The organism is Williamsia sp. Y721, from assembly GCF_059683565.1.
Genome location: NZ_JCASNH010000001.1, coordinates 1,564,852 through 1,587,452, shown reverse-complemented (window position 1 = coordinate 1,587,452; position 22,601 = coordinate 1,564,852). Strand labels below are relative to the sequence as shown.

Genomic DNA, 22,601 nt, shown 5'->3' with positions numbered 1-22,601 from the left:
CCCGCGATTCGACAAGACAGAGTTACCCGTGGGTAACATAGCTTCCGTGGGTTCTGGATCTCGCCTCACACTTGCATCAGGCGACACCGAGATCCGCGTACCGCATATTTCGTACCGCAGACCTGAAGGAGCACGTCATGTCCACTCCAGACACCACGTCCGGACCGACACCTCTGACCATCGCAGCCGACCCGGCAGCGAGCCCCGCCGCGGACGGTTCGGTCACGTACCGGGTCGAGCAGACGACCTTCGGTCCGGTCGCTCACGTGCAACTCAACCGGCCCGACAAACACAACGGCCTCACCCTCACACTGCTCGCCGGGCTGACCAAGGCCGCCAAGATGGCCGCGCAGGACAAAACACTGCGTGCGGTCATCATCAGCGGCGCGGGCAAGTCGTTCAGTGCCGGCCTCGACTTCGCCAGTCTCGCCGGCAAAGAAAAGAGCATCTACCGGACGTTTGTTCCCAATATCTTGTTGGGGTCCAACGGTTTTCAGGATCCTGCGTGGCAGTGGCGTCGGGTCCCGGTACCGGTGATCGCCGTGGTGCACGGCCATTGCTACGGCGGCGGACTGCAGATCGCTCTGGGTGCCGACTTCCGCTTCGCCGCCCCGGACGCCGACTTCTCGGTCCTCGAGGCCAAGTGGGGCCTGATCCCCGACATGTCAGCATCGGCATCGCTCTCGCAGCTCACCGGCATCGACATCGCCAAACGCCTGACCATGACCGGTGAGATGCTCTCTGCTGCCGAGGCCAAGGAGATCGGGCTCGTCACCGGGGTGGCCGACGATCCGCACGCTGCCGCCATGGACCTGGTCGAGAAGATCGCCGCGAGATCACCTGACTCGGTGTCGTCGACGAAGCGCCTGTTCGAGAAGACCTGGTCTCGCTCACCGCGCTTCTCGTTCCCTGTCGAGCAGGTCTTGCAGCTCCGCCTGCTACGCGGTGTGAACCACGCGATCGCCCGCAAGGCCGGGATGAAGCGCGAGACCCCCGTGTTCAAGGATCGTCAGGTCTGAACCCTGGTACGGCTCACGGCTCGAAGATGATGCCGCGCTCGAGTCCGTCTTCGGTGGTCTCATACCGGAAGGTATCGCCGACCTCCACCACATAGCGGTCGCAGCCTTCGGGGATGCCCGGGACCGAGAACTCGAGCCGGCATTTGTCGGCCGACAACTGTGGTGCGGTCAGCGATGACTGCTCGAGAATGGTCCGATCGGTGTCGAGGATCCGCACCCGGGCACCCGCCCTGATGTCTTCGAACTCGCCGGTGCCACCGCAGACATCGTCCGCTGATGCCTCGTACTGGCCGGCGGTGAGCACCACCGCACCCTCGGCAGTGAAATCTCGTGGCTGCGAACCGATCACGACCGCCCCGATCCCGACAACCGCGAGGATCAGACCCGCGACCGTGCTGATGACGATGACCGGTCCGCGGGTGCGCCGCTGCCAGTTGCGCGGCTCCAGATCATTCCCCGGGGCCGGCCAATACGGGGGCGCCGATTGCGCAGGCTGCATGGACCCGAGTCTGCCTGATCGGTGATCGCGGTGTCGATCAGTTACGGGGCGGGAAGTACTTGATGAGTGCTTCCTGGACGACGGTGGTCGCCAGCACGCCGTCACGGGTGAAGAAGCGGCCCGTACCGAGCCCCCGGGATCCGGCGGCCACCGGCGACTCGCTGGCGTACAGCAGCCAGTCGTCGAAGCGGAACTCACGGTGGAACCACATCGAATGGTTCACGGTCGCGGCGAACAAACGATCGATACCCCACGACAGTCCGTGGGTGGTGATGATCGAGTCCAGCACCGTGGTGTCGGATGCGTAACACAGCGCCGCGATATGGACCAGCGGATCGTCGGGCATCTGACCGTCGGTCTTCATCCAGACCCGGTTGTGCTCGAGTCGCTCGCCGGTTTCGCGGGCCTTCCAGCTCGGATCGTTGGCGAAACGGATGTCGATGGGATGCATCGCATTCACAAAGGTCGCAACCCGGTCTTCGTAGCCCTTGAAGTGCTCGCCGAGCGGCGGCAGATCCTCCGGGTACTCGACCTCGGGGATCTGCACCGAATGTTCGAGTCCGGCCTTGTTGTCCTGGAACGCGACAAGCATCGAGAAGATCTCTTCGCCCTCTTGCATCGCCGTCACCAACCGGTTGGCAAACGGCTTGCCGTCGCGCAGGCGGGTCACGTGATATTCCAGAGGTTTGGTCACGTCACCACCGCGGATGAAGTGCGCGTGGATCGCGTGGACCGGGGTCGGCCGGGGCACACTCCTGCCTGCGGCGATCACACCTTGGCTCAGGAGCTGACCGCCGAAGGTCCGAACACCCACCTGCGTCGGGTGCACCCCGATGTACAGATCCGGCTCGGGCTCCTCGAGATCGAACAGCGAGAGCAGCTTGGACAGGTCCGACGACGTACCGGGGGCATCACTCACAGGCTCAGACTGTAGAGGATGCCCCGCTCCGCCTGCCGGGTCAGTGGTCGTCTTCGCCGATCCGGTGGACGTGGATCAGGTTGGTGTTACCGACGGTGCCGGGAGGGGCACCCGCGACGATGACCACCTGGTCGCCGACCTTGAGCCGGCCGATTTCCAGGAGGGCCTTGTCCACCTGGCGGATCATCGCGTCGGTCGAGTCACATGAGGGGACGATGAAAGTCTCTGTGCCCCAACTCATCGAGAGCTGGCTGCGCACCTCTGGCAGCGGTGTGAACGCCATCACCGGAAGTTTCGTATGTAGGCGGGCCAATCGGCGGACGGTGTCTCCGGACTGGGTGAAGGCAACCAGAGCCTTCGCGTCCAGGCGCTCACCGATGTCGCGGGCGGCGTACGAGATGATCCCCCGCTTGGTCCGCGGCACGTGTGACAGCGGCGGAACCGTGCGTGGGCTGTTCTCGACGGCCGAGACGATGCGGGCCATCGTCTGGACCGTCTCTATGACGTACTTGCCCACCGAGGTCTCCCCCGACAGCATCACGGCGTCGGCACCGTCGAGCACGGCGTTGGCCACATCGGAGGCCTCGGCGCGCGTCGGGCGTGAGTTCTCGATCATCGATTCGAGCATCTGGGTGGCAACGATCACCGGCTTGGCGTTTTCGCGGGCCATCTGGATGGCTCGCTTCTGCACCAGTGGGACCTCTTCGAGAGGCAGTTCGACACCGAGGTCGCCGCGGGCCACCATCACCGCATCGAAGGCCAGGATGACAGCTTCGAGATTGTCGATGGCCTCGGGCTTCTCGAGCTTCGCGATGACCGGGACCCGTCGTCCGACCCGATCCATGATCTCGTGGACCAGTTCGATATCGGCAGGTGACCGGACGAACGACAGCGCGACGAGATCGACGCCGAGTGCCAGCGCGAACTCGAGGTCGGCCTCATCCTTGTCGGACATCGCAGGCACCGAGACGTTCATCCCCGGCAGGGACACACCCTTGTTGTTGCTGACCGGCCCACCTTCGGTGACCGTACAGATGACGTCGTTGCCCTCGACGTCGACCACGGTCAGGCCGACCTTGCCGTCGTCGACCAGCAGTCGGTCACCCGGCTTGGCATCAGCGGCGAGTTGTTTGTAGGTGGTGGAAACCCGTTCGGCGGTTCCGGCGCAATCCTCGACGGTGATGCGCACCTCTTTGCCTGCCGGCCATTGCACGGGGCCGTCGGCGAACGTACCGAGACGGATCTTGGGGCCCTGGAGGTCGGCGAGAATGCCCACCGCGCGCCCGGTGGCGTCGGAGGCCTTCCGTACCCGTTCGTACATTTCCCGGTGGTCTTCATGTTTGCCGTGACTGAAGTTCAGTCGTGCGACATCCATGCCGCTTTCCACCAACTCCTGAACACGTTCATCAGTGGCGGTTGCAGGTCCGAGGGTGCATACGATTTTGGTACGACGATTCACTCCTACAAGCCTAGTCCGCACCGTCGGACCGTTCTACGTGAGCCACCAGAACGTCACGAGTTGTTTTCTGCACCACACCTACGTCGCGGTTGAACGCATCAGATTCCAGACAGATCACCGCCGATGTCAACGGCACGGCCCGCTCACCGGGACACCGCTCCAGATCACCGGACAGACAAGGGCAGTGCTGCCGGATGTACCGGCGACGGCAGATCCGATTCACCCATCAAGAACTCGTCGACCCCGCGTGCGGCCGCGCGACCTTCTGCGATCGCCCACACCACCAGCGAGGCACCCCGATGTGCGTCGCCACAGACGAACACCCCCGGGGCGTCTGTCTGCCAGTCACTGCCGCAGCCCAGCGCGCCGCGGCGGTTGGGCGCAAGTTCCAGATCCGACAACAGCTGCATCTCCTCGACCCCTTCGAAGCCGATCGCAAAGAGTGCCAGCTCGCAGGGCAATTCGAACTCTTCACCGACAGGGACGATCGTGCGTCGTCCATCCTCGTCACGCTCGACGGTGACCTCGGCGAGCACCATCGCGGCCACGTTGCCGTGCTCATCACCGATGAACCGCTGCACCGCCACCTGGTATCGACGCTCTCCGCCTTCGACATGCGCCGACGAACTACGCAGGATCAGCGGCCACGTCGGCCACGGAGACCGGTCGTCGTCGCGCTCTTCGGGTAGTTCCGGGTTGTAGTCGAGCTGGGTCACCGAGGCCGCACCCTGCCGATGGGCCGTGCCGAGGCAGTCCGCACCGGTGTCGCCACCGCCGATGATCACAACGTGTTTGCCATGCGCGGAGATCGGCGAGGGCCCGTCGCCCTCGCACTCCTTGTTGGCGGGCACCAGGTGCTCCATCGCCAGGTGCACACCACCGAGGCCACGTCCGGGCACCGCGGTGTTGTCGCGGGCCTTCAGTGCGCCCAGGGCGAGCACGACGGCGTCGTAGCGCTCCCGTAGCTCGGGGACGGTCACATCGACGCCCACGTTGCAGCTGACGACGAACTCGGTGCCCTCATCCCTCATCTGCGCCAGGCGGCGCTCGACATCGGCCTTCTGCAGCTTGTATTCGGGGATTCCGTACCGCAGCAAACCGCCCAGGCGGTCGTCCCGTTCGTAGACGGTCACCGCATGGCCGGCCCGGGTGAGCTGCTGTGCCGCAGCCAACCCGGCCGGACCCGACCCGACCACCGCCACCGATTTCCCCGACGTGGTCTTCGACGTCAGCGGCCGGACGAATCCTTCGCGCCACGCCTCGTCGGCGATGGTCTTCTCGATGCGCTTGATGGTGACGCTGCCACCGGTGGTGGCCTGCGAGATCGACAGCACACAGGCGGATTCGCACGGCGCCGGACAGATCTTGCCGGTGAACTCCGGGAAGTTGTTGGTGGCGTGCAGCCGGTCACTGGCCACGTCCCACCGTCCCCGGCGGACCAGATCGTTCCACTCCGGGATGAGGTTGCCCAACGGGCAACCGGCGGTTCCGGAGTGGCAGAACGGGATCCCGCAGTCCATGCACCGCCGGGCCTGTTCGGAGACGTGGGCGATCTCGATGAGTGGATCTGCGTCGGCGTACACATCTCGCCAATCGTTGACCCGCTCGTACACCGGCCGGGTCACGGCCTCGGCCTTGTCGACCTCCAGAAATCCGCGCGGGTCAGCCACGAGCTGCCTCCATGATCGCCGAATCCACGTCTCGGCCTTCGGCTTCCGCCATCCGGGCCGCGTCGAGGACACGTTGGTAGTCGGTGGGCATCACCTTGGTGAACTTCCGGCTGCGCCGCGGCCAGTCGGCGAGCATCGAGGCACCGACGGACGAACCGGTCAGTTCGACGTGCTTGGTGATGCGTTCGTGCAAGAAGAGCAGATCGTCGGGGTCCGGGCTCTGCAGGTCGACCATCGCCGTGTTCACCTTGGACGAATCCAGTTGGTAGACATAGGCGATACCGCCGGACATACCCGCCGCGAGGTTGCGTCCGGTCGGCCCGATGATCACCACCCGGCCACCGGTCATGTACTCGCAGGCATGGTCACCGACGCCTTCGACCACCGCGACGGCACCAGAGTTGCGCACCGAGAACCGTTCACCGACGCGGCCGCGCAGGAACACCTCACCACTGGTCGCGCCATAGAGGATGGTGTTGCCGGCGATCACCTGATCTTCGGCGATGAAGAGTGCGTCCGGATCGGGCCGCACGACGATCTTGCCGCCGCACAAACCTTTTCCGACGTAGTCGTTGGCGTCACCGGTCAGGACCAGGGTCACGCCCGGCGGCAGGAACGCACCGAGTGACTGACCGGCCGACCCGAACAGGGCGACGGTGATGGTGTCCTCCGCCAGACCGGACGCGCCGTATCGACGGGTCACCTCCGAGCCGAGCAACGTGCCGACGGTTCGGTTGACGTTGCGGACCGGAATCTCCAGCGTCACCCGGTGAGCATCCTCGAGTGCACCCTCGGCCAGCTGGATCAGCGTCTGATCGAGCGCCTTGTCGAGCGCGTGTTCCTGGCCCCGCATCCGACGCTTGGGTGATGTCGTCTCCGGCACGGCGAAGATCGCCGAGAGGTCGAGCCCCTTCGACTTCCAGTGCGCCACACCCGGTGCCGTGTGCAGCGCCTCGGCATGTCCGATCGCCTCGTCGAGGGTGCGGAAACCGAGCATCGCCAAATGCTCCCGCACATCCTCTGCGATGAACTTGAAGAAGTTGATGATGTGTTCGGCCTGGCCGGTGAATCGCGCCCGCAGCTTCGGATTCTGCGTCGCCACCCCCACCGGACAGGTGTCGAGGTGACAGACCCGCATCATGATGCAGCCGGCGACAATCAGTGGCGCCGTGGAGAATCCGTATTCCTCGGCGCCGAGCAGCGCGGCCACCATCACGTCGCGACCGGTCCGCAACGCGCCGTCACACTGCACGGTGATGCGGTCGCGCAGCCCGTTGAGCATCAGGGTCTGCTGTGCGTCGGCCAGGCCGATCTCCCACGGGGTCCCGGCGTGTTTGAGCGATGTCAGCGGTGAGGCACCGGTACCACCGTCATGGCCCGAGATCAGCACCACGTCGGCATGCGCCTTGGAGACACCGGTGGCAACGGTGCCGACGCCCATGGCACTGACCAGCTTGACGTGGATCCGCGCCTGCGAGTTGGCGTTCTTCAGATCGTGGATCAGCTGGGCCAGATCCTCGATCGAATAGATGTCGTGATGCGGCGGCGGTGAGATCAACGCCACACCCGGCGTGGAATGCCGGGTCTTGGCGATCCACGGATAGACCTTGTACGCCGGAAGCTGGCCACCCTCACCGGGTTTGGCACCCTGGGCCATCTTGATCTGGATGTCGGTCGCGTTGATCAGATAGTCGCTGGTGACACCGAACCGGCCGGAGGCGACCTGCTTGACCGCGCTGCGGCGCATCGGGTCGTAGAGCCGATCGGTGTCCTCTCCGCCCTCACCCGAATTGGAACGTCCACCGATCGTGTTCATCGCGATCGCGATCGTCTCGTGCGCCTCGGCCGAGATCGAGCCGTAGCTCATCGCACCGGTGTTGAACCGCTTCATGATCTCTTCGATCGGCTCGACCTCGTCGAGCGGGACGGGCTCACGATCCGAGTCGAACTCGAACAGGCCGCGAAGTGTGCCGCCCTCACGGGAGAGCCGGTTCACCTCGTCGGTGTATTTCCGGTAGACCTCGGTCTTGCCGGATTTGGCCGCATGTTGCAGCAGGAACACCGTTTCCGGGCTGAAGAGATGGAGTTCACCTTCGCGCCGGTACTGGTATTCGCCGCCGACCTCGAGGGGACGGTAGGCCTGCTCTGTTGCGTTCGGTGGGTATGCCCGGTGATGACGGATCCGGACCTCTTCGGCTATCTCGTCTAGGCCGATGCCACCGATCCGGGTCTTCGTACGGGTGAAGTACTCCTGCACCAGATTCCCCGCCAGGCCCACGGCCTCGAAACACTGTGCGGCGGTGTAGGACCCGACAGTGGAGATACCCATCTTGCTCATCACCTTGAGCACACCCTTGCCCAGGCCCTGCAGATAGTTGCGTACCGCCTGGGACGGGGTGACACCCGTCAATTCGCCCTCGGCGACAAGGTCTTCGATCGTTTCGAACGCCAGATACGGATTGACCGCTGCGGCACCGAAACCGATGAGCAACGCGATGTGGTGGACCTCGCGGGCATCGCCGGTCTCGACGACCAGCGCCACCCGGGTCCGCTCCTTGGTGCGCACCAGATGGTGATGAACCGCGGAAGTCGCCAGCAACGACGGAATCGGCGCATTCTCACGCGTGGTCTCGCGGTCACTGATCACCAGCGTGGAGTATCCGGCCGCGATGGCCTCACTGGCCCGCGACCGCAGATCCGTCAGGGCACGTTCGAGTCCGGGGCCACCCTCGGCGACCGGGTAGTGGGCGCGCAACACCTTCGCCGACAGGCCACGGTGGTTGCCCTCGTCGTTGATGTGCACGATCTTGGCGAGTTCGCTGTTGTCCAGGACCGGCCACGGCAACAGGATCTGCCTGCAGGACGCAGCCGACGGATCGAGCACGTTCTGCTCCGGTCCCATCACGCGCGCCATCGAGGTGACGATCTCTTCGCGGATCGCATCGAGCGGCGGATTGGTCACCTGCGCAAACAGTTCCACGAAATAGTCGTAGAGCAACCGAGACCGCTGCGAGAGCACCGCGATCGGGGTATCGGTGCCCATCGAACCGAGGGCCTCGTACCCCGAGGCCGCCATCGGTGTGATCAGCACCCGCAACTCTTCCTCGGTGTACCCGAACGTCACCTGCCGTCGGACCACCGATTCATGGCTCGGGACAAATCGTGGACGTTCGGGAAGGCGTGCCAGTTCCAGCAGGCCGGCATGCAGCCATTCCTCATACGGCTCCTCGCCGATCAACTGTCCCTTGACCTCTGAGTCGGAAACAAGTCGGCCTGCCGCCGTGTCGATCAGGAACATCTTGCCGGGCTCGAGCCGTCCCTTGGCGATGATCTCGTCATTCGGGATGTCGAGCACACCGGCCTCCGAGGCCAGAACCACCTTGCCACCCGCGGTCTGCCACCAACGTCCCGGCCGCAGACCATTGCGGTCGAGCACGGCGCCCACCATCGTGCCGTCGGTGAAGGTGACGCACGCCGGACCGTCCCACGCCTCCATCAACGACGCGTGGAACTGCAGGAAAGCCCGGCGCCGGGGATCCATGTCGGTGACGTTCTCCCAGGCCTCCGGGACCATCATCATCACGCAGTGCGGAACGCTGCGGCCACCGAGATGCAGGATTTCGAGGACCTCATCGAGCGAGGCCGAGTCGGAGGCGTCGGGACTACAGATCGGGAACACGCGGGTGAGGTCGCCGGGGATCAGATCCGTTGCCAGCATCGCCTCGCGGGCCCGCATCCGGTTCCGGTTGCCACGCACGGTGTTGATCTCACCGTTGTGGGCGACGAAACGGAAGGGATGGGCCAGCGGCCAGGACGGGAACGTGTTTGTCGAGAACCGGGAGTGCACGATCGCGATGGCACTGCAGACCCGTTCGTCACGCAGATCGGTATAGAAGGCAGGCAGCTGCTTGGTGGTGAGCATGCCCTTGTAGACGATGGTCCGGCTCGACAGCGACGCGAAGTAGAGCCCGCTGCCGTCGGCCTCGATTTCCGGCGTGACCCGTTCGGCACGCTTGCGCAGCGGGTAGACGAGGCGATCGAGATCCAGGCCCGCAGGCGCGGTGCCGTCGGCACGCAACGGCGCGACGACGAAGAGCTGGCTCATGTACGGCATGCAGGCGCGCGCGGTACCGCCGATGTCGGCCGCGTCGACCTCGACCGGGGATTCGCGCCATCCCAGGACGGTGATGTTCTCTTCGGCGGCGATGGCCTCGACCCGGGCGATCGCACGGGCCCGCGCCTGCGGCTCCATCGGCAGAAAGCAGTTGCCGACGGCAAAGGTGTTGCCTGCGATCGGATCGGCGGGCGGCAGGACGAAGTCGACCACTTTACGCAGGAATGCATGGGGTACCTGGATCAGGATCCCGGCACCGTCACCACTGTTGGTCTCGGCCCCGGCAGCGCCGCGGTGGTCCAGGTTCTCCAACGCGAGCAGCCCGTCAGAGACGATCTCGTGGGTTCGACGGCCGTGAATATCGGCGACCATTGCGACACCGCACGAGTCGACTTCTGAGTCAGGGTCGTACAGACCCTGGGCTTTGGGGAGCTGAGAGAACAGCAAATCCGACCTCCACGCCTAGCCCTCGGACACCCGAGGGAACCAGCAAACAATCCTCAGGACGTCACTGGCCCGTGGTGTGAACACGCACCTGAGAATTGACGTTGGTGCGACTGCTAATGCTAGCAGTTAAGCCGAAAGACGGCTGATTCACATCGGGGTCAGACCTGGCGTTCGCCGGTCTCGCTTTCGGTGTCCGGCTTGGATTTACGTTCCTCGTCAGCAGAGTCCACCCGGTTGCGTGCCCGGTCATCGACCTCGGCGTCCGTCAGGTCGTCTTCGACGTAGCCCTCGACGGGATGCTCGCTCGGGCCGGACTCTGAATCCGGTGCTGCGCCAGGGTGATAGATCTCAGACGGGGTCTCGCGACCCTTCGGCGCGAGAACCACGTAGATCGCCGCACAGACGAACACCAGCGCAGCGGTGAACAGGTTGACCCGCACACCCCAGATCAGCGAGGCCGCATCGGTGCGCATCGTCTCGATGACAAACCGGCCGACGCAGTATCCGGCGACGTACAGCGCGAACAGTCGGCCATGCCCGATCCGGAAACGCCGGTCGATGACGACAAGCGCGATCACGATCAGGACGTTCCACAACAACTCGTACAGGAACGTCGGTTGCACGATCGCATAGACCACGCCGTTGGATTTGCCGTCGATCAGGCCCGGGCTGACATAGCCGGAAGAATCGACGCGCTCGTAGATCTTCAGGCCCCACGGCAGGTCGGTCTTGTCGCCGTAGAGTTCCTGGTTGAAGTAGTTGCCGAGGCGGCCGATGGCTTGCGCCAGCAGAATGGGCGGCGCGATCGCGTCACCGAAGGGCGGCAACTTGATGCCGGCCCGGCGGGCACCGATCCAGGCGCCCAGCGCGCCGAAGGCGACCGCACCCCAGATACCCAGGCCGCCGTCCCAGATCTTGAGGGCATCGATCGGGTCTTTGGGTCCGTCGCCGAAGTAGGTCTTCCAGTCGGTTGCCACGTGGTAGATCCGGCCACCGATGAGACCGAAGGGCACAGCCCAGATCGCCACGTCGAGGACTTCACCGTCGCGGCCACCGCGGGCGACCCAGCGCCTGTTGCCCCAGAAGATCGCCACGATGATGCCGACGATGATGCATAGCGCGTAGGCCCTGATCGGGAAAGGTCCCAGATCCCAGACCCCTTGGGAGGGACTGGGGATGTAAGCCAGCGGCTCGGTGTTCACGAACGAACCCCGGAGCGCGCCCGCACGCCCTCGGCCAGTTCGGAGGTCAGTCCGCGTAGTGCGGCATCACCCTGCGCCACCGCAGAGACCAGCGCCGAGCCGACGATCACACCGTCGGCATATTCGGCGATCTCCGCTGCCTGTGTCTTGCTTCGCACGCCCAGTCCGACACCGATCGGGATGTCGGAGTGCTTACGGATCCGGGCACACAACTCCGGAGCCATCGACGACACGTTGTCGCGGGCACCGGTGACACCCATCGTCGAGGCGGCGTAGATGAACCCGCTGCTCGCTTCGAGAGTCATCGCCAGCCGCTCTTCCGTCGACGACGGAGCGACCAGGAAGATCCGGTCGAGCTTGTGTTCGGTGGAGGCCGCCATCCAGTCGTCGGCCTCGTCCGGGATGAGGTTCGGCGTGATCAGACCCAGACCACCGGCACCGGCCAGATCGCGGGCGAAGCGATCGATCCCGTACTGCAGCACAGGATTCCAGTACGTCATCACCACGGCGCTGCCACCGGCGTCGGCGATGGCCTCGACCGCGGTGAATACGTCACGGACCCGGATCCCACCGCGCAGCGCCTGTTCGGCCGCGTCCTGGATCGTCGGGCCGTCCATGACCGGATCGGAGTACGGGACCCCGACTTCGATGATGTCGCAACCGGCTTCGACCATCGACCGCATCGATGCCAGCGAACCGGGAAGGTCCGGGTATCCGACCGGCAGATAGCCGATCAGCGCGCTGCGCCCTTCGGCGCGGCAGCGGTTGAACAGTGGTCCGAGCCGAGATTCGGCTTCAGGCATTGTCTGTGTCCTCGTCTAGAAGTCCGAACCATTTGGCCGCGGTGTCGACGTCTTTGTCGCCACGCCCGGAGAGATTGACGACGATGATCGCGCCCTCCCCCAACTCGACACCGAGCTCTAGCGCACCGGCAACGGCATGGGCCGACTCGATCGCCGGGATGATGCCCTCTTTGCGACTGAGCAGGGCAAGGGCATCCATGGCCGCGGAATCGGTGCACGGACGGTATTCCGCGCGGCCGATGTCCTTGAGGTATGCATGCTCGGGCCCGACACCGGGGTAGTCGAGTCCGGCTGAGATGGAATGGGATTCGATGGTCTGGCCGTCTTCGTCCTGCAACAGGTACGAGTAGGCACCCTGGAACGCACCCGGTGTTCCACCGGTGAAGGTCGCGGCATGGCGTCCGGTTTCCACACCGTCGCCTGCGGCCTCGTAGCCGACCAGGCGCACGTCTTTGTCATCGATGAAGGGATGGAAGATGCCGATCGCGTTCGAGCCGCCACCGATGCAGGCGACCACGGCGTCGGGCAGCCGGCCGGCAGAGCGCAGGATCTGCTCACGGGCCTCGAGACCCACCACACGCTGCAGATCGCGGACCATCACCGGGAACGGGTGGGGTCCGGCGGCAGTGCCGAAACAGTAATAGGTGTTGTGCGCGTTGGTGACCCAGTCGCGCATGGCCTCGTTGATCGCGTCTTTCAGTGTGGCCGAACCGGTATCGACGGCGACCACAGATGCACCGAGCAGACGCATCCGGGCGACGTTGAGTGCTTGACGTTCGGTGTCGACGCGACCCATGTAGACGATGCATTCGAGACCGAACATCGCACATGCAGTGGCGGTTGCCACGCCGTGCTGACCGGCCCCGGTCTCGGCGATGATGCGATTCTTGCCCATCTTCTTGGCGAGCAGTGCCTGGCCGAGAACGTTGTTGATCTTGTGAGATCCGGTGTGGTTCAGGTCTTCTCGCTTGAGGAAGATCCGCGCGCCACCGGCATACTCGGAAAGGCGCTTGGCCTCGTACAGCGGCGACGGACGCCCACTGTAGTCACGTTGGAGCCGATCGAGTTCCCGCAGGAACCCGTCATCGGTACGAACCTTCTCCCAGTTCACCGTGACCTCTTCGATCACGGCCATCAGGGCTTCGGGTACGTGGCGTCCACCGTAGACACCGAAATGTCCACTGCGATCGGGTTCGACCGATGTCCTGTTGACCAGACCGGCGCTGGCCTGAGGGAGTTCGGAATAGAAGGAAGCTGATGCAGCAGACGACGAGGTCATGATGAAGACAGGGGCCTAACGGACTGGTTTGGGGCAGGACGGGTGGGTTCCGGCGGTCACCAGTTCCGAGACGGCCGCACGAGGGTCACCAGAGGTGACCAAGCCTTCTCCGACCAGGACCGCATCGGCGCCGGCGCCGGCGTATGCCAGCAGATCGGCAGTTCCGCGAACCCCGGATTCGGCGACCCGGATCACCTTGGAAGGCAATCCGGGAGCAATCCGGGCGAAGCTGTCGCGGTCGACTTCGAGGGTCTTGAGATTGCGCGCGTTGATGCCGACCACGGATGCTCCGGCCTGCAGCGCTCGATCTGCTTCTTCCTCGGTGTGCACCTCGACCAGCGCGGTCATCCCCAGGGACTCCGTGCGGTCGAGCAGTGCGCTGAGCACGTTCTGCTCGAGGGCAGCGACGATCAGCAGGATGACGTCCGCGCCATGGGCACGGGCCTCGTGGATCTGATACGGGCCCACGATGAAGTCTTTGCGCAGGACCGGGATCTGGACCACTGCGCGAACGGCATCGAGGTCGGCGAGCGAGCCGCGGAACCGACGTTCCTCGGTCAGCACGCTGATGATCCGTGCACCCCCGGCCTCGTAGGCCTGCGCCAGGGCTGCCGGATCGATGATGTCGGCCAGGTCGCCTTTCGACGGGCTGGCGCGCTTGACCTCGGCGATGACACCGATGCCGGGCTCACGCAACGCTGCGGTCGCGTCGATGGGCTCCGGTGCTGCCGCGGAGGCGGCCTTGATGGCAGCGAAGTCGATCACAGACTCGCGTGCTGCCACATCGGCCCTCACCCCGGCCAATATCGAATCAAGGACGGTTTGCGTGCTCATGATCAACCCCTTTCTCACGCCACTGACGAGGATGTAGTCGGTCGCGCGAGACCCCAGCAGCTCGTGTTTCAGTAAGCAAAGGGTAGCTGCGGCCCGGTAGACGATGGATTCGGGGTACCGCCAAACGAAGTGAGAACCGTCACCTTTCGCGATCCGGTGGGTCAATCGTCGGATCATCACCGGTATCGAGGGCATCCCAGAGCATCCGTTCGTTGCCGTCGCCCGGGGTCGAGCCGGTGTCGCCAGGGGTCGGGGACGCCCCTTCGTCAGCGCTGCTTTCAGCCGCTTTGCGTTCGGCATCGCGCTTGGCGAAGACCTCTTCTTCGAGCTCGGCACGACGCGCCGCAGGTGACTTGTACTTCGAGGACATCGGCGCATCCCGGGATGCGGCCTGCAGCATCACAACGGCGCCGATCACAGCGGCCAGCGCTCCCGCGATCACGACCAGGCCCGGCAAGACGTTGGTGTCGACCTGTAGTGCCTCATAGCGCGACGGCAGGTCGATCACATCCACCGCGTAACTGACGTGGTCGTCGCCGGTCAGCAGCGTCAACGCGGGCACGAGACCGATGATCGCGACCGCCGCGACGACAAACGCGGTGATTCGCAACGCCCAGCCGCGCAGTGATGCCGCCGCCGCGATTCCGGCGAGCAACACGATCGCCAGCGGGGTCAACAGCGGTGTCCAGTCAGACCCCTTGACCGTGAACGTTCGCGGCGGCGCCATGCCGTCGGCGCCGATCAGTTCGGCCCAGGTCATCCGGGAGGCCGCCCAGAAGGCCAACGCGCCGAGCCCGAGCAGGACTGCGATGATCGCCAGCCGCCGGCCACGACCACTCGCTCCCCGAGCAGTTTTCGCAACGTTGCCTGCTGACTTGCTCTCACTCATTGTCGGTACCCGCGATCGGTGTCATCGTCTCGGCCGCCGCGATCGCCTTGAGGACCGCGCGCGCCTTGTTGCTGGCCTCGTTGTACTCGTAGTCGGCCTCGCTGTCGGCAACCACGCCGCCACCGGCCTGCACGTACGCGCGCCCCTCCTTGAGGACCGCGGTACGGATCGCGATGGCGGTATCGGCGTCACCCGCGAAATCGAGATAGCCCACGATGCCGCCGTACAGGCCACGCCGGGTCTTCTCGTGTTCGTCGATCAGTTCCATCGCCCGCACCTTGGGCGCACCGGTCAGGGTCCCGGCCGGGAAACAGGCGTTCACCGCGTCGAGGGCGGTCTTGCCGTCCTGCAATTGCCCCGACACCGTGGACACCAGGTGCATGACGTGGCTGTAGCGCTCGATGTGCCGGTAGTCCGACACCTTCACCGTGCCCGGCTCGCACACCCGACCGAGGTCGTTGCGTCCGAGATCCACGAGCATGAGGTGCTCGGAATTCTCTTTTTCGTCGGCGAGGAGGTCTTTTTCGAGCAGCAGGTCGTCGGCCTCGGTCTCCCCACGCCAGCGGGTACCCGCGATCGGATGGGTGGTGGCCACCGAATCCTTCACGGTGACAAGAGCTTCAGGACTGGAACCGACGATCGTGAAGTCGGGTCCACCATTACCCGGAACCCGCAGCAAGTACATGTACGGGCTCGGGTTGGTGGTTCGCAGCACACGGTAGACGTCGATGGGATCGGCGTCGGTCTGCATCTCGAAACGCATCGACGGCACCACCTGGAAAGCCTCACCGGCCTCGATCTCCGAGACCAGGCTGGTGACGATCGTCCCGTACTCCTCGCGAGTGCGCTGAGCGGTGAATTCCGGTTCTGCGGGGTGATAGGTCGAGACGGTCGACGGCGCGGGTGCGGCGAGCGCGGCCGTCATCGTGTCGAGGCGGGCCACTGCGTCGGCGTACGCCTCCTCGGCCCGATCGGCACTGCCGTCCCAGTTCACCGCGTTGGCGATCAAGGTGATGGTGCCCTCGTGGTGGTCGACGGCTGCGATGTCGGTTGCCAGCAGCATCAGCATCTCCGGCAACTGCAGATCGTTCACCGTCGTGTCGGGCAGACGTTCGAGACGACGGACCGCGTCGTAGGCCAGAAAGCCGACGAATCCACCGGTCAGCGGCGGCAGATCGGGGAACCGATCGGTGGCCAGGATTCGCAATGACTCGGCGAGGGCGACAAGTGGGTCGCCTCCCGCCGGTGCGCCGGCGGGCCGGGTCCCCCACCACTGCGCCTGGCCATCGACCGAGGTCAGCGCGGCGGGCGAGCCGGCGCCGATGAACGACCATCGGGACCACGAGCGGCCGTTCTCCGCGGACTCGAGCAGGAAGGTCCCGGGTCGGTCACCGGCGAGTTTTCGGTACGCACCCAGCGGTGTCTCCGAATCGGCCAGGACCTTGCGGGTCACCGGCACAACCCGATGGTCGGCTGCCAGCTCCAGGAACTGGGCCAGCGTTGTGGTGTCTGTGAAGCCGCCTGCAGTGGCTGCGGCGGTGGTCATGTTTGCCATCGTCTCCGATTGTCCCAGTCTCTCGCTATTGACCGAGCGGCTCCCCACCCACACCCCAGTGCGACCGTGGAACCTCGGTGATCGTCACCCATACAGAATCGGGATTTTTCCCGGTCGCACGGGCATACGCCTCGGTGACCGCGGCGATGGTTTCACGCTTGACCCGATCACTGAGTCCGGGTGTCTGGGAGATCTGGATGAGTGGCATGGAACGAATGTGCCACAACTCGGCTCGGTTCCGAGCGGGTGACCAGCCAGACGAGTCGCGTCAGACTTCGGCAGACGGGTGGCGAATCGATCTATTCCAAACCCAGGTGAGCGGCGCTGACGGCACACTTGAACCCATGTACATCGCCGGCGAGAGGTGGCTGCAGTGGTCGATTGGGATGGCGACCGATACGCCGACGTCAGTGCACTGCAGCGAATGGTGGCCGAGAACTCGATCGGAGACCTCGAACTGGCCGGCGATGAGCGTCTCCTCGACGTCGGCTGCGGCGACGGATTCATCACCATGCAACTGGCCCAGCGGTTGCCGGCGGGGTCGGTCGTGGGTGTGGATGCTTCCCACCGGATGATCGACAAAGCCCTCACCCGGGTGCCCATCGGCCTGCTCCGGGTGCAATTCCATGTCGATGACGCTTTGGCGTTGCCGTTCGAGCGCGATTTCGACATCGCGGTGTCGTTCAACGCCCTGCACTGGATCGGTGACCACACCGCTGCACTACAGGGCATTGCCCGCAGTCTGGACGATGGTGGCCGGGCTGTCATCCAGATCGTGTGTGCAACAGACCGTCTCAGCATCGAAGACGTGGCCATGGAGGTGGCGGCGAGCTCATCGTGGCGCGATCATTTCGTCGCCTTCGAGGCTCCGTACTTCCACGTCGAACCGGATCGGTTCCGCGAGTTCGCCGTGACCGCCGGCTTCACCGTCACCGATCTCGATGTGCAGGACCTGCGCTGGCAGTTCGACTCCACCGAAGCGTTCGCGCAATGGTTTTCGGTCGGCGGTACGGATTGGACCAGCAGACTCGACGCAACCGCCGTCAACGATTTCGTCGGTGACGTGATCGACCGTTACCAGCAGGTGATCGGCGAGCCCGCATTGCTGCGATTCAGTCAGATGAGAGCGTCGATGGCACTTGTGGATCGGTGAATGTGTCAAGCAGCCCGATAGGTTGCACGTTTCCATCCGAAATCGACGGCATATACCGGGGCGACCGGTGCTTCAGGCTTGGTCTCGAACGCCGTCCGAGCACGTTCGAGGAACCACGCGGCGTCGGCGTCGCTGTTCGGGTTCCACATCTCCGGGTTGGTGAAGTACTTGTCCGGGAAGTGAGTGTTGTTGGGCTGCGGCAAATCCAGGCTTCCGCGTTGGCGCCAGCCGATCCGGCCCTGCCAACCCGGCGGACCGGTATCAGCGTTGATGATCTCGGTGATCCATCCTGTTTCACCATCATGAACCTGCCCATGATCGGAATCGCACACCAACGTCAACACAGTGATGTCGGTCCACCCACCTTTGGACCATTCCCGCGTGTGATGGACCGCAACCTCAGTCGCGGGAGCATCACAACCCGGCCGCGAACAACCCCGCTCAGCGGCAATCAACGCCATCCGCTGATCAGCAGTCGCCAACCGTTGTTCACGACCCAGGTATAGCGGGCGGTGCTTGTCGTCGAGCAACGCCAGAAACTTACGGTTCACCCCGGCCAACCGGATGGCATCACGCACCGGCATGACCCCGCCCGAGGCGGTGGTCGCAACCCCGGTTTCCTTTTCGAGCTGATCCAGAGTCATGGTCACGATCACCCGAGCAGGCAAACCCCGGTGCCGACCCAGAGTTCCTTGCCCGACAGCCAACTCCAGCAACCGTTTGAATGCATCATGATTGCGCTGCCCCGGCGTGCGATTGTCACGTTTGGCTGCAGCCTGCACAGTGTCCCTATCGGCTTTATCGGCTGGTCCGGACGGCGATTCGGGATCGTTCGGGTTGTTCATCCCCGCCGCAGCCCACTTCGCGGCCACCACATCCCACAACGCCTTGGTCACCGGATCCAGGGTGCCGGCGATGGCGGCCATCTTGTCCGCACCCTGCTTGGACACCGACAACTCCCGTTTCTGCTGCCGATCCAGGTCATCAAAATCATCGAAATCACCATCCGGATCCAGATGATCACGCAAATACAGCCCGACCTTCTTCAGTTCGTCAGGATCCATCGTCCGAGCGGCCTCGGCCATCAATTACTCCCCCTCGGACCACTTCTCGAGGTCGCCGCGAATCGACCCCGGCAGACTGCGCAAGGTGTCGTGAATGACGGTGTAATGCGCCACCCCGATCGCACCATCACGCAACGCCAACCACGTATGCGGGTACACCGGCGCGATCACCTCACCCGACGGGGTATGCCACTGGCCCACGCGTTCAGCCCTTTTCGATCGGGCACTGGCCTGGGTCGCCGAAATCCGCAAATGATGGCGCAAAAACTTGTTGTGTTTGAAACCCTGCTTCGCGGCGACCGAGCGTTCCCGCAGCTCGACCGCCACCCGTACTTTGACGGCTTCATCACGGCGACTCTGCGCTTCGATCACTTGGGCGAGTTCGACAGCCTCCTTGTCCGACACGTTCGCCAACGAAATATCAACAAGCCTGCGGGACAACACTTCACGGACAGCAACGATCTCCTCCGCACCAAGAGCCATACCCTCGATACGGTCGATCAGATCTGCCACCCCCGCGGTCATGAAACAGTTCTATCAGCACCCACCGACAAGTCCTTGGCCGGCAATTTGACCGACACAGGTGGAGCCTATTGAAATACCGACCACCGTACGGGTAGTGCGGCCTCAGGCCGGTGCGGTGTACAGCACGTTGGCGTCGAAGCAGGTGTGGTCGCCCGTGTGGCAGGCCGCACCGGTTTGCTCGACCGTCATCAGGACGGTGTCACCGTCGCAGTCCAGGCGGAGTTCGATCACCTTCTGGGTGTGCCCGCTGGTCTCCCCCTTGATCCACTGTTTGCCCCGCGACCGCGAGAAGTACGTGGCCTCACCAGTTTCAAGGGTGCGGGCCAGCGCGTCGTCATCCATCCACGCAACCATCAGCACCTGCCCGGTGCCTGCCTCCTGCACCACAGCGCAGATCAGGCCCTCGGCGTTGCGTTTGAGCTGCTCGGCGATCCCGGTGTCCAGCGGCATTGTTGTCACTCCCGTATACGAAAACTGTTGGTGCAGTGCTTGAGTCAGCGCAGCGCAGGCCTCAACGGACGGGTATGTCCTCGGCGCGCAAGGCGTCCTTGACCTGCCCGATGGTCAGCTCACCGAAGTGAAAGACCGAGGCCGCCAGCACCGCGTCTGCTCCACAACGCACGGCGGGCGGGAAATGTTCCACCACACCGGCGCCGCCGCTGGCGATCACCGGCACCTTCACCGCAGCGCGCACTGCGGTGATCATCGCGAGATCGAATCCGTTTTTCGTGCCGTCCGCGTCCATCGAGTTGAGCAGGATCTCCCCGACCCCGAGGTCTTGGCCGCGGCGAGCCCATTCCACGGCGTCGATACCGGTGCCCTCACGGCCTCCGTGGGTGGTGACCTCCCAGCCCGACGGAGTCGGGGGCTGACCCTCCGGGACGGTGCGGGCATCGACCGACAGCACGATGCACTGCGATCCGAAGTGCCGGCTCATCTCGCCGAGTACATCAGGATTGGCGATGGCCGCGGTGTTGACGCTGACCTTGTCGGCGCCGGCGCGAAGCAGGCGGTCGACGTCGGCGACGGTGCGGATACCACCGCCGACCGTCAGCGGGATGAAGACCTGATCGGCGGTGCGCTTGACCACGTCGATCATCGTGCCTCGATTGCCGCTCGACGCTGTGACGTCGAGGAAGGTGAGTTCGTCGGCCCCGGCCTTGTCGTAGGCGGCGGCGAGCTCCACCGGATCTCCGGCGTCACGCAGGTTCTGGAAATTGACGCCCTTGACCACCCGGCCGGCGTCGACATCCAGACATGGGATGACCCGAATCGCGACCGTCATATGTACTTCTCCTTCGGAGGTTCAAAAGCCTGGGGATCCCCGATTCGGCCGATCAATTCGATCAGTTCCTCGTGGACCCCGGCACTGGCCGCCACGATCGACGGCGATGCGACCGACCACGGCCGCCCTTCGATGTCGCTGATCCGACCACCGGCCGCCAGGACCAATGCGGCGCCGCCTGCGTTGTCCCAGGCGTGGTGACCAAAGGTGACCGCGCCACCGAGCTGTCCACCCGCGGTGAGCGCAAGGTCGAATCCGGTGCTGCCGAACAGTCGCAGACGCGCTGTCCGCCTGCTCAATTCACCGAGCATCTCCACCCGGTACGCGCCCGGATACCGTCCGCGGCCGTTGATGTTGAACGCGCCGAATGCCAGCATCGCCTCGCTGAGCTTCTGCTCGGGCCGCGGCGGCACGGGAACGCCGTTGCAGAGCAGTTCACCGTCGACAAAACCCTGATAGTTCAAGCCCGACAACGGCAGCCACGTCAATCCGAGCACGGGCAGGCCGTCGTGGACCAGTGCCAGCAGCATGCCGGCGATCGGCAGTCCGGCCGAATAGTTGTAGGTGCCGTCGATGGGATCGACCACCCACACCGTGCCCTCGGTCAGGCCCGGTCCACCGAATTCCTCACCGTGAACGGCGATCTGGGTGCGCTGCTCCAACTCCGCAGAGATTGTGCGTTCCAGCTCGAGATCGAACTCGGTGGCAAAATCGTTATGGCCTTTGGAAACCGCACTGGGTGCACCGACGCCCGACAAAAACCGGTCGGTGCTCTGATCGAGAACCGCAGCAGCGCTGGCCAGCAACTGCTCCGGATCGAGATCGGGTGGGAGGGTCCCTCCGAGCGCCGAACTCATGACGCCGACGCGACCGCCGCAAGCGCCTCGACGAGGGTGAAGCATCCGGCGTAGAGCGCCTTGCCGACAATCGCTCCCTCGACGCCCGTGCCCACGAGTCCGGCGATCGCAACAAGATCCTCGATGGCGGAGACGCCACCGGAGGCAACCACCGGTGCATCCGTCTTGGCGGTGACCTCCCGCAGGAGTTCCAGGTTCGGTCCGGTGAGGGTGCCGTCCTTGGTCACATCGGTCACGACGTAGCGGCTGCAGCCATCACGCTCGAGGCGTTCGAGAACGTCCCACAGGTCGCCGCCGTCCGACACCCAGCCGCGGCCACGCAGGCGGTAGGACCCGTCGACCAGCTGGACGTCGAGGCCGACCGCGATGCGGTCGCCGTATTCGGCGATGGCGCGTGAACACCACTGCGGGTCTTCCAGTGCGGCGGTGCCGAGATTGACCCGGGCACAACCGGTTGCCAGCGCGGCCTTCAGGGAATCGTCGTTGCGGATTCCGCCCGACAGTTCCACCTTCACGTCGAGTTCACCGATCACCTCGGCCAGCAGTTCACGGTTGCTGCCGCGACCGAAAGCGGCGTCGAGATCAACCAGATGCACCCACTCCGCACCGTCACGCTGCCAGGTCAGGGCCGCCTCACGGGGCGAACCGTAAGAGGTTTCGCTTCCGGCGGCACCCTGCACCAGCCGTACTGCTTGGCCATCGGCCACATCGACCGCCGGGAGCAGCTCAAGTCGTGCATTCATGCTGGGGATCAGTCTCCTTCGATTTCTGATTGGTCTGCTTCTTCGCGCATCGCGCGGGCCACGCGGTCGACCATCCGGTTGGCAACAATACCCATCGCGACAATTGCCAGTATCAGCGCCAGAAGCGCGACGATCAGGGCGGCGAGCGGTGACACCTTCGCCAGTCCGATCACGATCACCGTAGAGACAGCCAGCACCACGACTCCGGCACCCACGGTGAAGAGGGCCAGCCGGGCAAACGAGAACCGTGGTGCGGTCATCATTGTGGCGCAGGGCTTGTCGCGG

The 22,601-nt window shown here is 64.6% G+C and carries 19 protein-coding genes and 2 pseudogenes; 2 read left to right on the top strand and 19 right to left on the bottom strand.

The window, feature by feature from the left end; translation table 11 throughout:
- Nucleotides 1-137 precede the first annotated feature (137 nt).
- The gene (locus AC56PL_RS07065; protein ID WP_495515623.1) at nucleotides 138-1,019 is read left to right on the top strand and encodes a crotonase/enoyl-CoA hydratase family protein; all 882 of its coding nucleotides are present in this window, start codon (nucleotides 138-140) and stop codon (nucleotides 1,017-1,019) included.
- 13 nt (nucleotides 1,020-1,032) lie between these two features.
- Here AC56PL_RS07065 and AC56PL_RS07060 read toward each other — a convergent pair whose 3' ends face one another.
- From AC56PL_RS07060 to AC56PL_RS07005, 12 genes and pseudogenes are all read right to left on the bottom strand, one after another.
- Nucleotides 1,033-1,518, bottom strand: a complete 486-nt coding sequence (locus AC56PL_RS07060; protein WP_497153335.1) for a hypothetical protein — start codon at nucleotides 1,516-1,518, stop codon at nucleotides 1,033-1,035.
- 37 nt (nucleotides 1,519-1,555) lie between these two features.
- Nucleotides 1,556-2,437 carry an acyl-CoA thioesterase gene (locus AC56PL_RS07055; RefSeq protein WP_497153334.1) on the bottom strand — a complete coding sequence of 294 codons (882 nt, stop codon included), beginning with the start codon at nucleotides 2,435-2,437 and terminating at the stop codon, nucleotides 1,556-1,558.
- Nucleotides 2,438-2,477: 40 nt separating this feature from the next.
- A complete protein-coding gene (gene pyk, locus AC56PL_RS07050) occupies nucleotides 2,478-3,896 on the bottom strand; it encodes a pyruvate kinase (protein WP_495515620.1) in 1,419 nt (472 codons plus the stop codon).
- A 164-nt stretch (nucleotides 3,897-4,060) separates the two neighbouring features.
- The gene (locus AC56PL_RS07045) at nucleotides 4,061-5,566 is read right to left on the bottom strand and encodes a glutamate synthase small subunit (protein WP_495515619.1); all 1,506 of its coding nucleotides are present in this window, start codon (nucleotides 5,564-5,566) and stop codon (nucleotides 4,061-4,063) included.
- Nucleotides 5,559-10,127 carry a glutamate synthase large subunit gene (gene gltB / locus AC56PL_RS07040; RefSeq protein WP_497153333.1) on the bottom strand — a complete coding sequence of 1,523 codons (4,569 nt, stop codon included), beginning with the start codon at nucleotides 10,125-10,127 and terminating at the stop codon, nucleotides 5,559-5,561. Before gltB ends, AC56PL_RS07045 begins: the two co-directional genes overlap by 8 nt.
- A 215-nt stretch (nucleotides 10,128-10,342) precedes the next feature.
- A pseudogene (lgt, locus tag AC56PL_RS07035) lies at nucleotides 10,343-11,329 on the bottom strand (prolipoprotein diacylglyceryl transferase); the annotation flags it as partial.
- Complete coding sequence (gene trpA / locus AC56PL_RS07030) at nucleotides 11,326-12,132, bottom strand: tryptophan synthase subunit alpha (RefSeq protein WP_495515617.1); 807 nt, start codon at nucleotides 12,130-12,132, stop codon at nucleotides 11,326-11,328. The pseudogene lgt and the gene trpA, both read right to left, overlap by 4 nt.
- A complete protein-coding gene (gene trpB / locus AC56PL_RS07025; RefSeq protein WP_495515616.1) occupies nucleotides 12,125-13,411 on the bottom strand; it encodes a tryptophan synthase subunit beta in 1,287 nt (428 codons plus the stop codon). Before trpB ends, trpA begins: the two co-directional genes overlap by 8 nt.
- Before the next feature lie 15 nt (nucleotides 13,412-13,426).
- Entirely contained in the window at nucleotides 13,427-14,245 is an 819-nt protein-coding gene (gene trpC / locus AC56PL_RS07020) for an indole-3-glycerol phosphate synthase TrpC (RefSeq protein ID WP_495515615.1), read from the bottom strand.
- Between the two features lie 139 nt (nucleotides 14,246-14,384).
- Nucleotides 14,385-15,134 (bottom strand): Trp biosynthesis-associated membrane protein, encoded by a 750-nt coding sequence (locus tag AC56PL_RS07015; protein WP_497153332.1) that lies wholly within the window; start codon nucleotides 15,132-15,134, stop codon nucleotides 14,385-14,387.
- Nucleotides 15,127-16,689 carry an anthranilate synthase component I gene (locus tag AC56PL_RS07010; protein ID WP_497153331.1) on the bottom strand — a complete coding sequence of 521 codons (1,563 nt, stop codon included), beginning with the start codon at nucleotides 16,687-16,689 and terminating at the stop codon, nucleotides 15,127-15,129. Before AC56PL_RS07010 ends, AC56PL_RS07015 begins: the two co-directional genes overlap by 8 nt.
- A gap of 25 nt (nucleotides 16,690-16,714) precedes the next feature.
- Nucleotides 16,715-16,897, bottom strand: coding sequence for a tautomerase family protein (locus AC56PL_RS07005; RefSeq protein WP_028462844.1), 183 nt, complete (start codon nucleotides 16,895-16,897; stop codon nucleotides 16,715-16,717).
- A 165-nt stretch (nucleotides 16,898-17,062) separates the two neighbouring features.
- Here AC56PL_RS07005 and AC56PL_RS07000 point away from each other — a divergent pair, with 165 nt between their 5' ends.
- The gene (locus AC56PL_RS07000) at nucleotides 17,063-17,842 is read left to right on the top strand and encodes a class I SAM-dependent methyltransferase (RefSeq protein WP_497153330.1); all 780 of its coding nucleotides are present in this window, start codon (nucleotides 17,063-17,065) and stop codon (nucleotides 17,840-17,842) included.
- Nucleotides 17,843-17,847: 5 nt separating this feature from the next.
- Here the strand turns inward: AC56PL_RS07000 and AC56PL_RS06995 are convergent, their stop codons facing one another.
- From AC56PL_RS06995 to AC56PL_RS06965, 7 genes and pseudogenes are all read right to left on the bottom strand, one after another.
- Nucleotides 17,848-18,303 (bottom strand): HNH endonuclease signature motif containing protein, encoded by a 456-nt coding sequence (locus AC56PL_RS06995; RefSeq protein WP_497153582.1) that lies wholly within the window; start codon nucleotides 18,301-18,303, stop codon nucleotides 17,848-17,850.
- Nucleotides 18,304-19,389, bottom strand: a pseudogene (locus tag AC56PL_RS06990) (DUF222 domain-containing protein); the annotation flags it as partial.
- Nucleotides 19,390-19,533: 144 nt separating this feature from the next.
- Complete coding sequence (hisI, locus tag AC56PL_RS06985; protein ID WP_482142157.1) at nucleotides 19,534-19,881, bottom strand: phosphoribosyl-AMP cyclohydrolase; 348 nt, start codon at nucleotides 19,879-19,881, stop codon at nucleotides 19,534-19,536.
- A 61-nt stretch (nucleotides 19,882-19,942) separates the two neighbouring features.
- Nucleotides 19,943-20,716 (bottom strand): imidazole glycerol phosphate synthase subunit HisF, encoded by a 774-nt coding sequence (gene hisF / locus AC56PL_RS06980; RefSeq protein WP_495515610.1) that lies wholly within the window; start codon nucleotides 20,714-20,716, stop codon nucleotides 19,943-19,945.
- On the bottom strand, nucleotides 20,713-21,573 hold the full coding sequence (locus tag AC56PL_RS06975) for an inositol monophosphatase family protein (RefSeq protein WP_495515609.1): 861 nt from the start codon (nucleotides 21,571-21,573) through the stop codon (nucleotides 20,713-20,715). Before AC56PL_RS06975 ends, hisF begins: the two co-directional genes overlap by 4 nt.
- A complete protein-coding gene (gene priA / locus AC56PL_RS06970; RefSeq protein ID WP_497153329.1) occupies nucleotides 21,570-22,316 on the bottom strand; it encodes a bifunctional 1-(5-phosphoribosyl)-5-((5-phosphoribosylamino)methylideneamino)imidazole-4-carboxamide isomerase/phosphoribosylanthranilate isomerase PriA in 747 nt (248 codons plus the stop codon). Before priA ends, AC56PL_RS06975 begins: the two co-directional genes overlap by 4 nt.
- Nucleotides 22,317-22,324: 8 nt before the next feature.
- A complete protein-coding gene (locus AC56PL_RS06965; RefSeq protein ID WP_495515607.1) occupies nucleotides 22,325-22,579 on the bottom strand; it encodes a hypothetical protein in 255 nt (84 codons plus the stop codon).
- Between the last annotated feature and the right edge of the window lie 22 nt (nucleotides 22,580-22,601).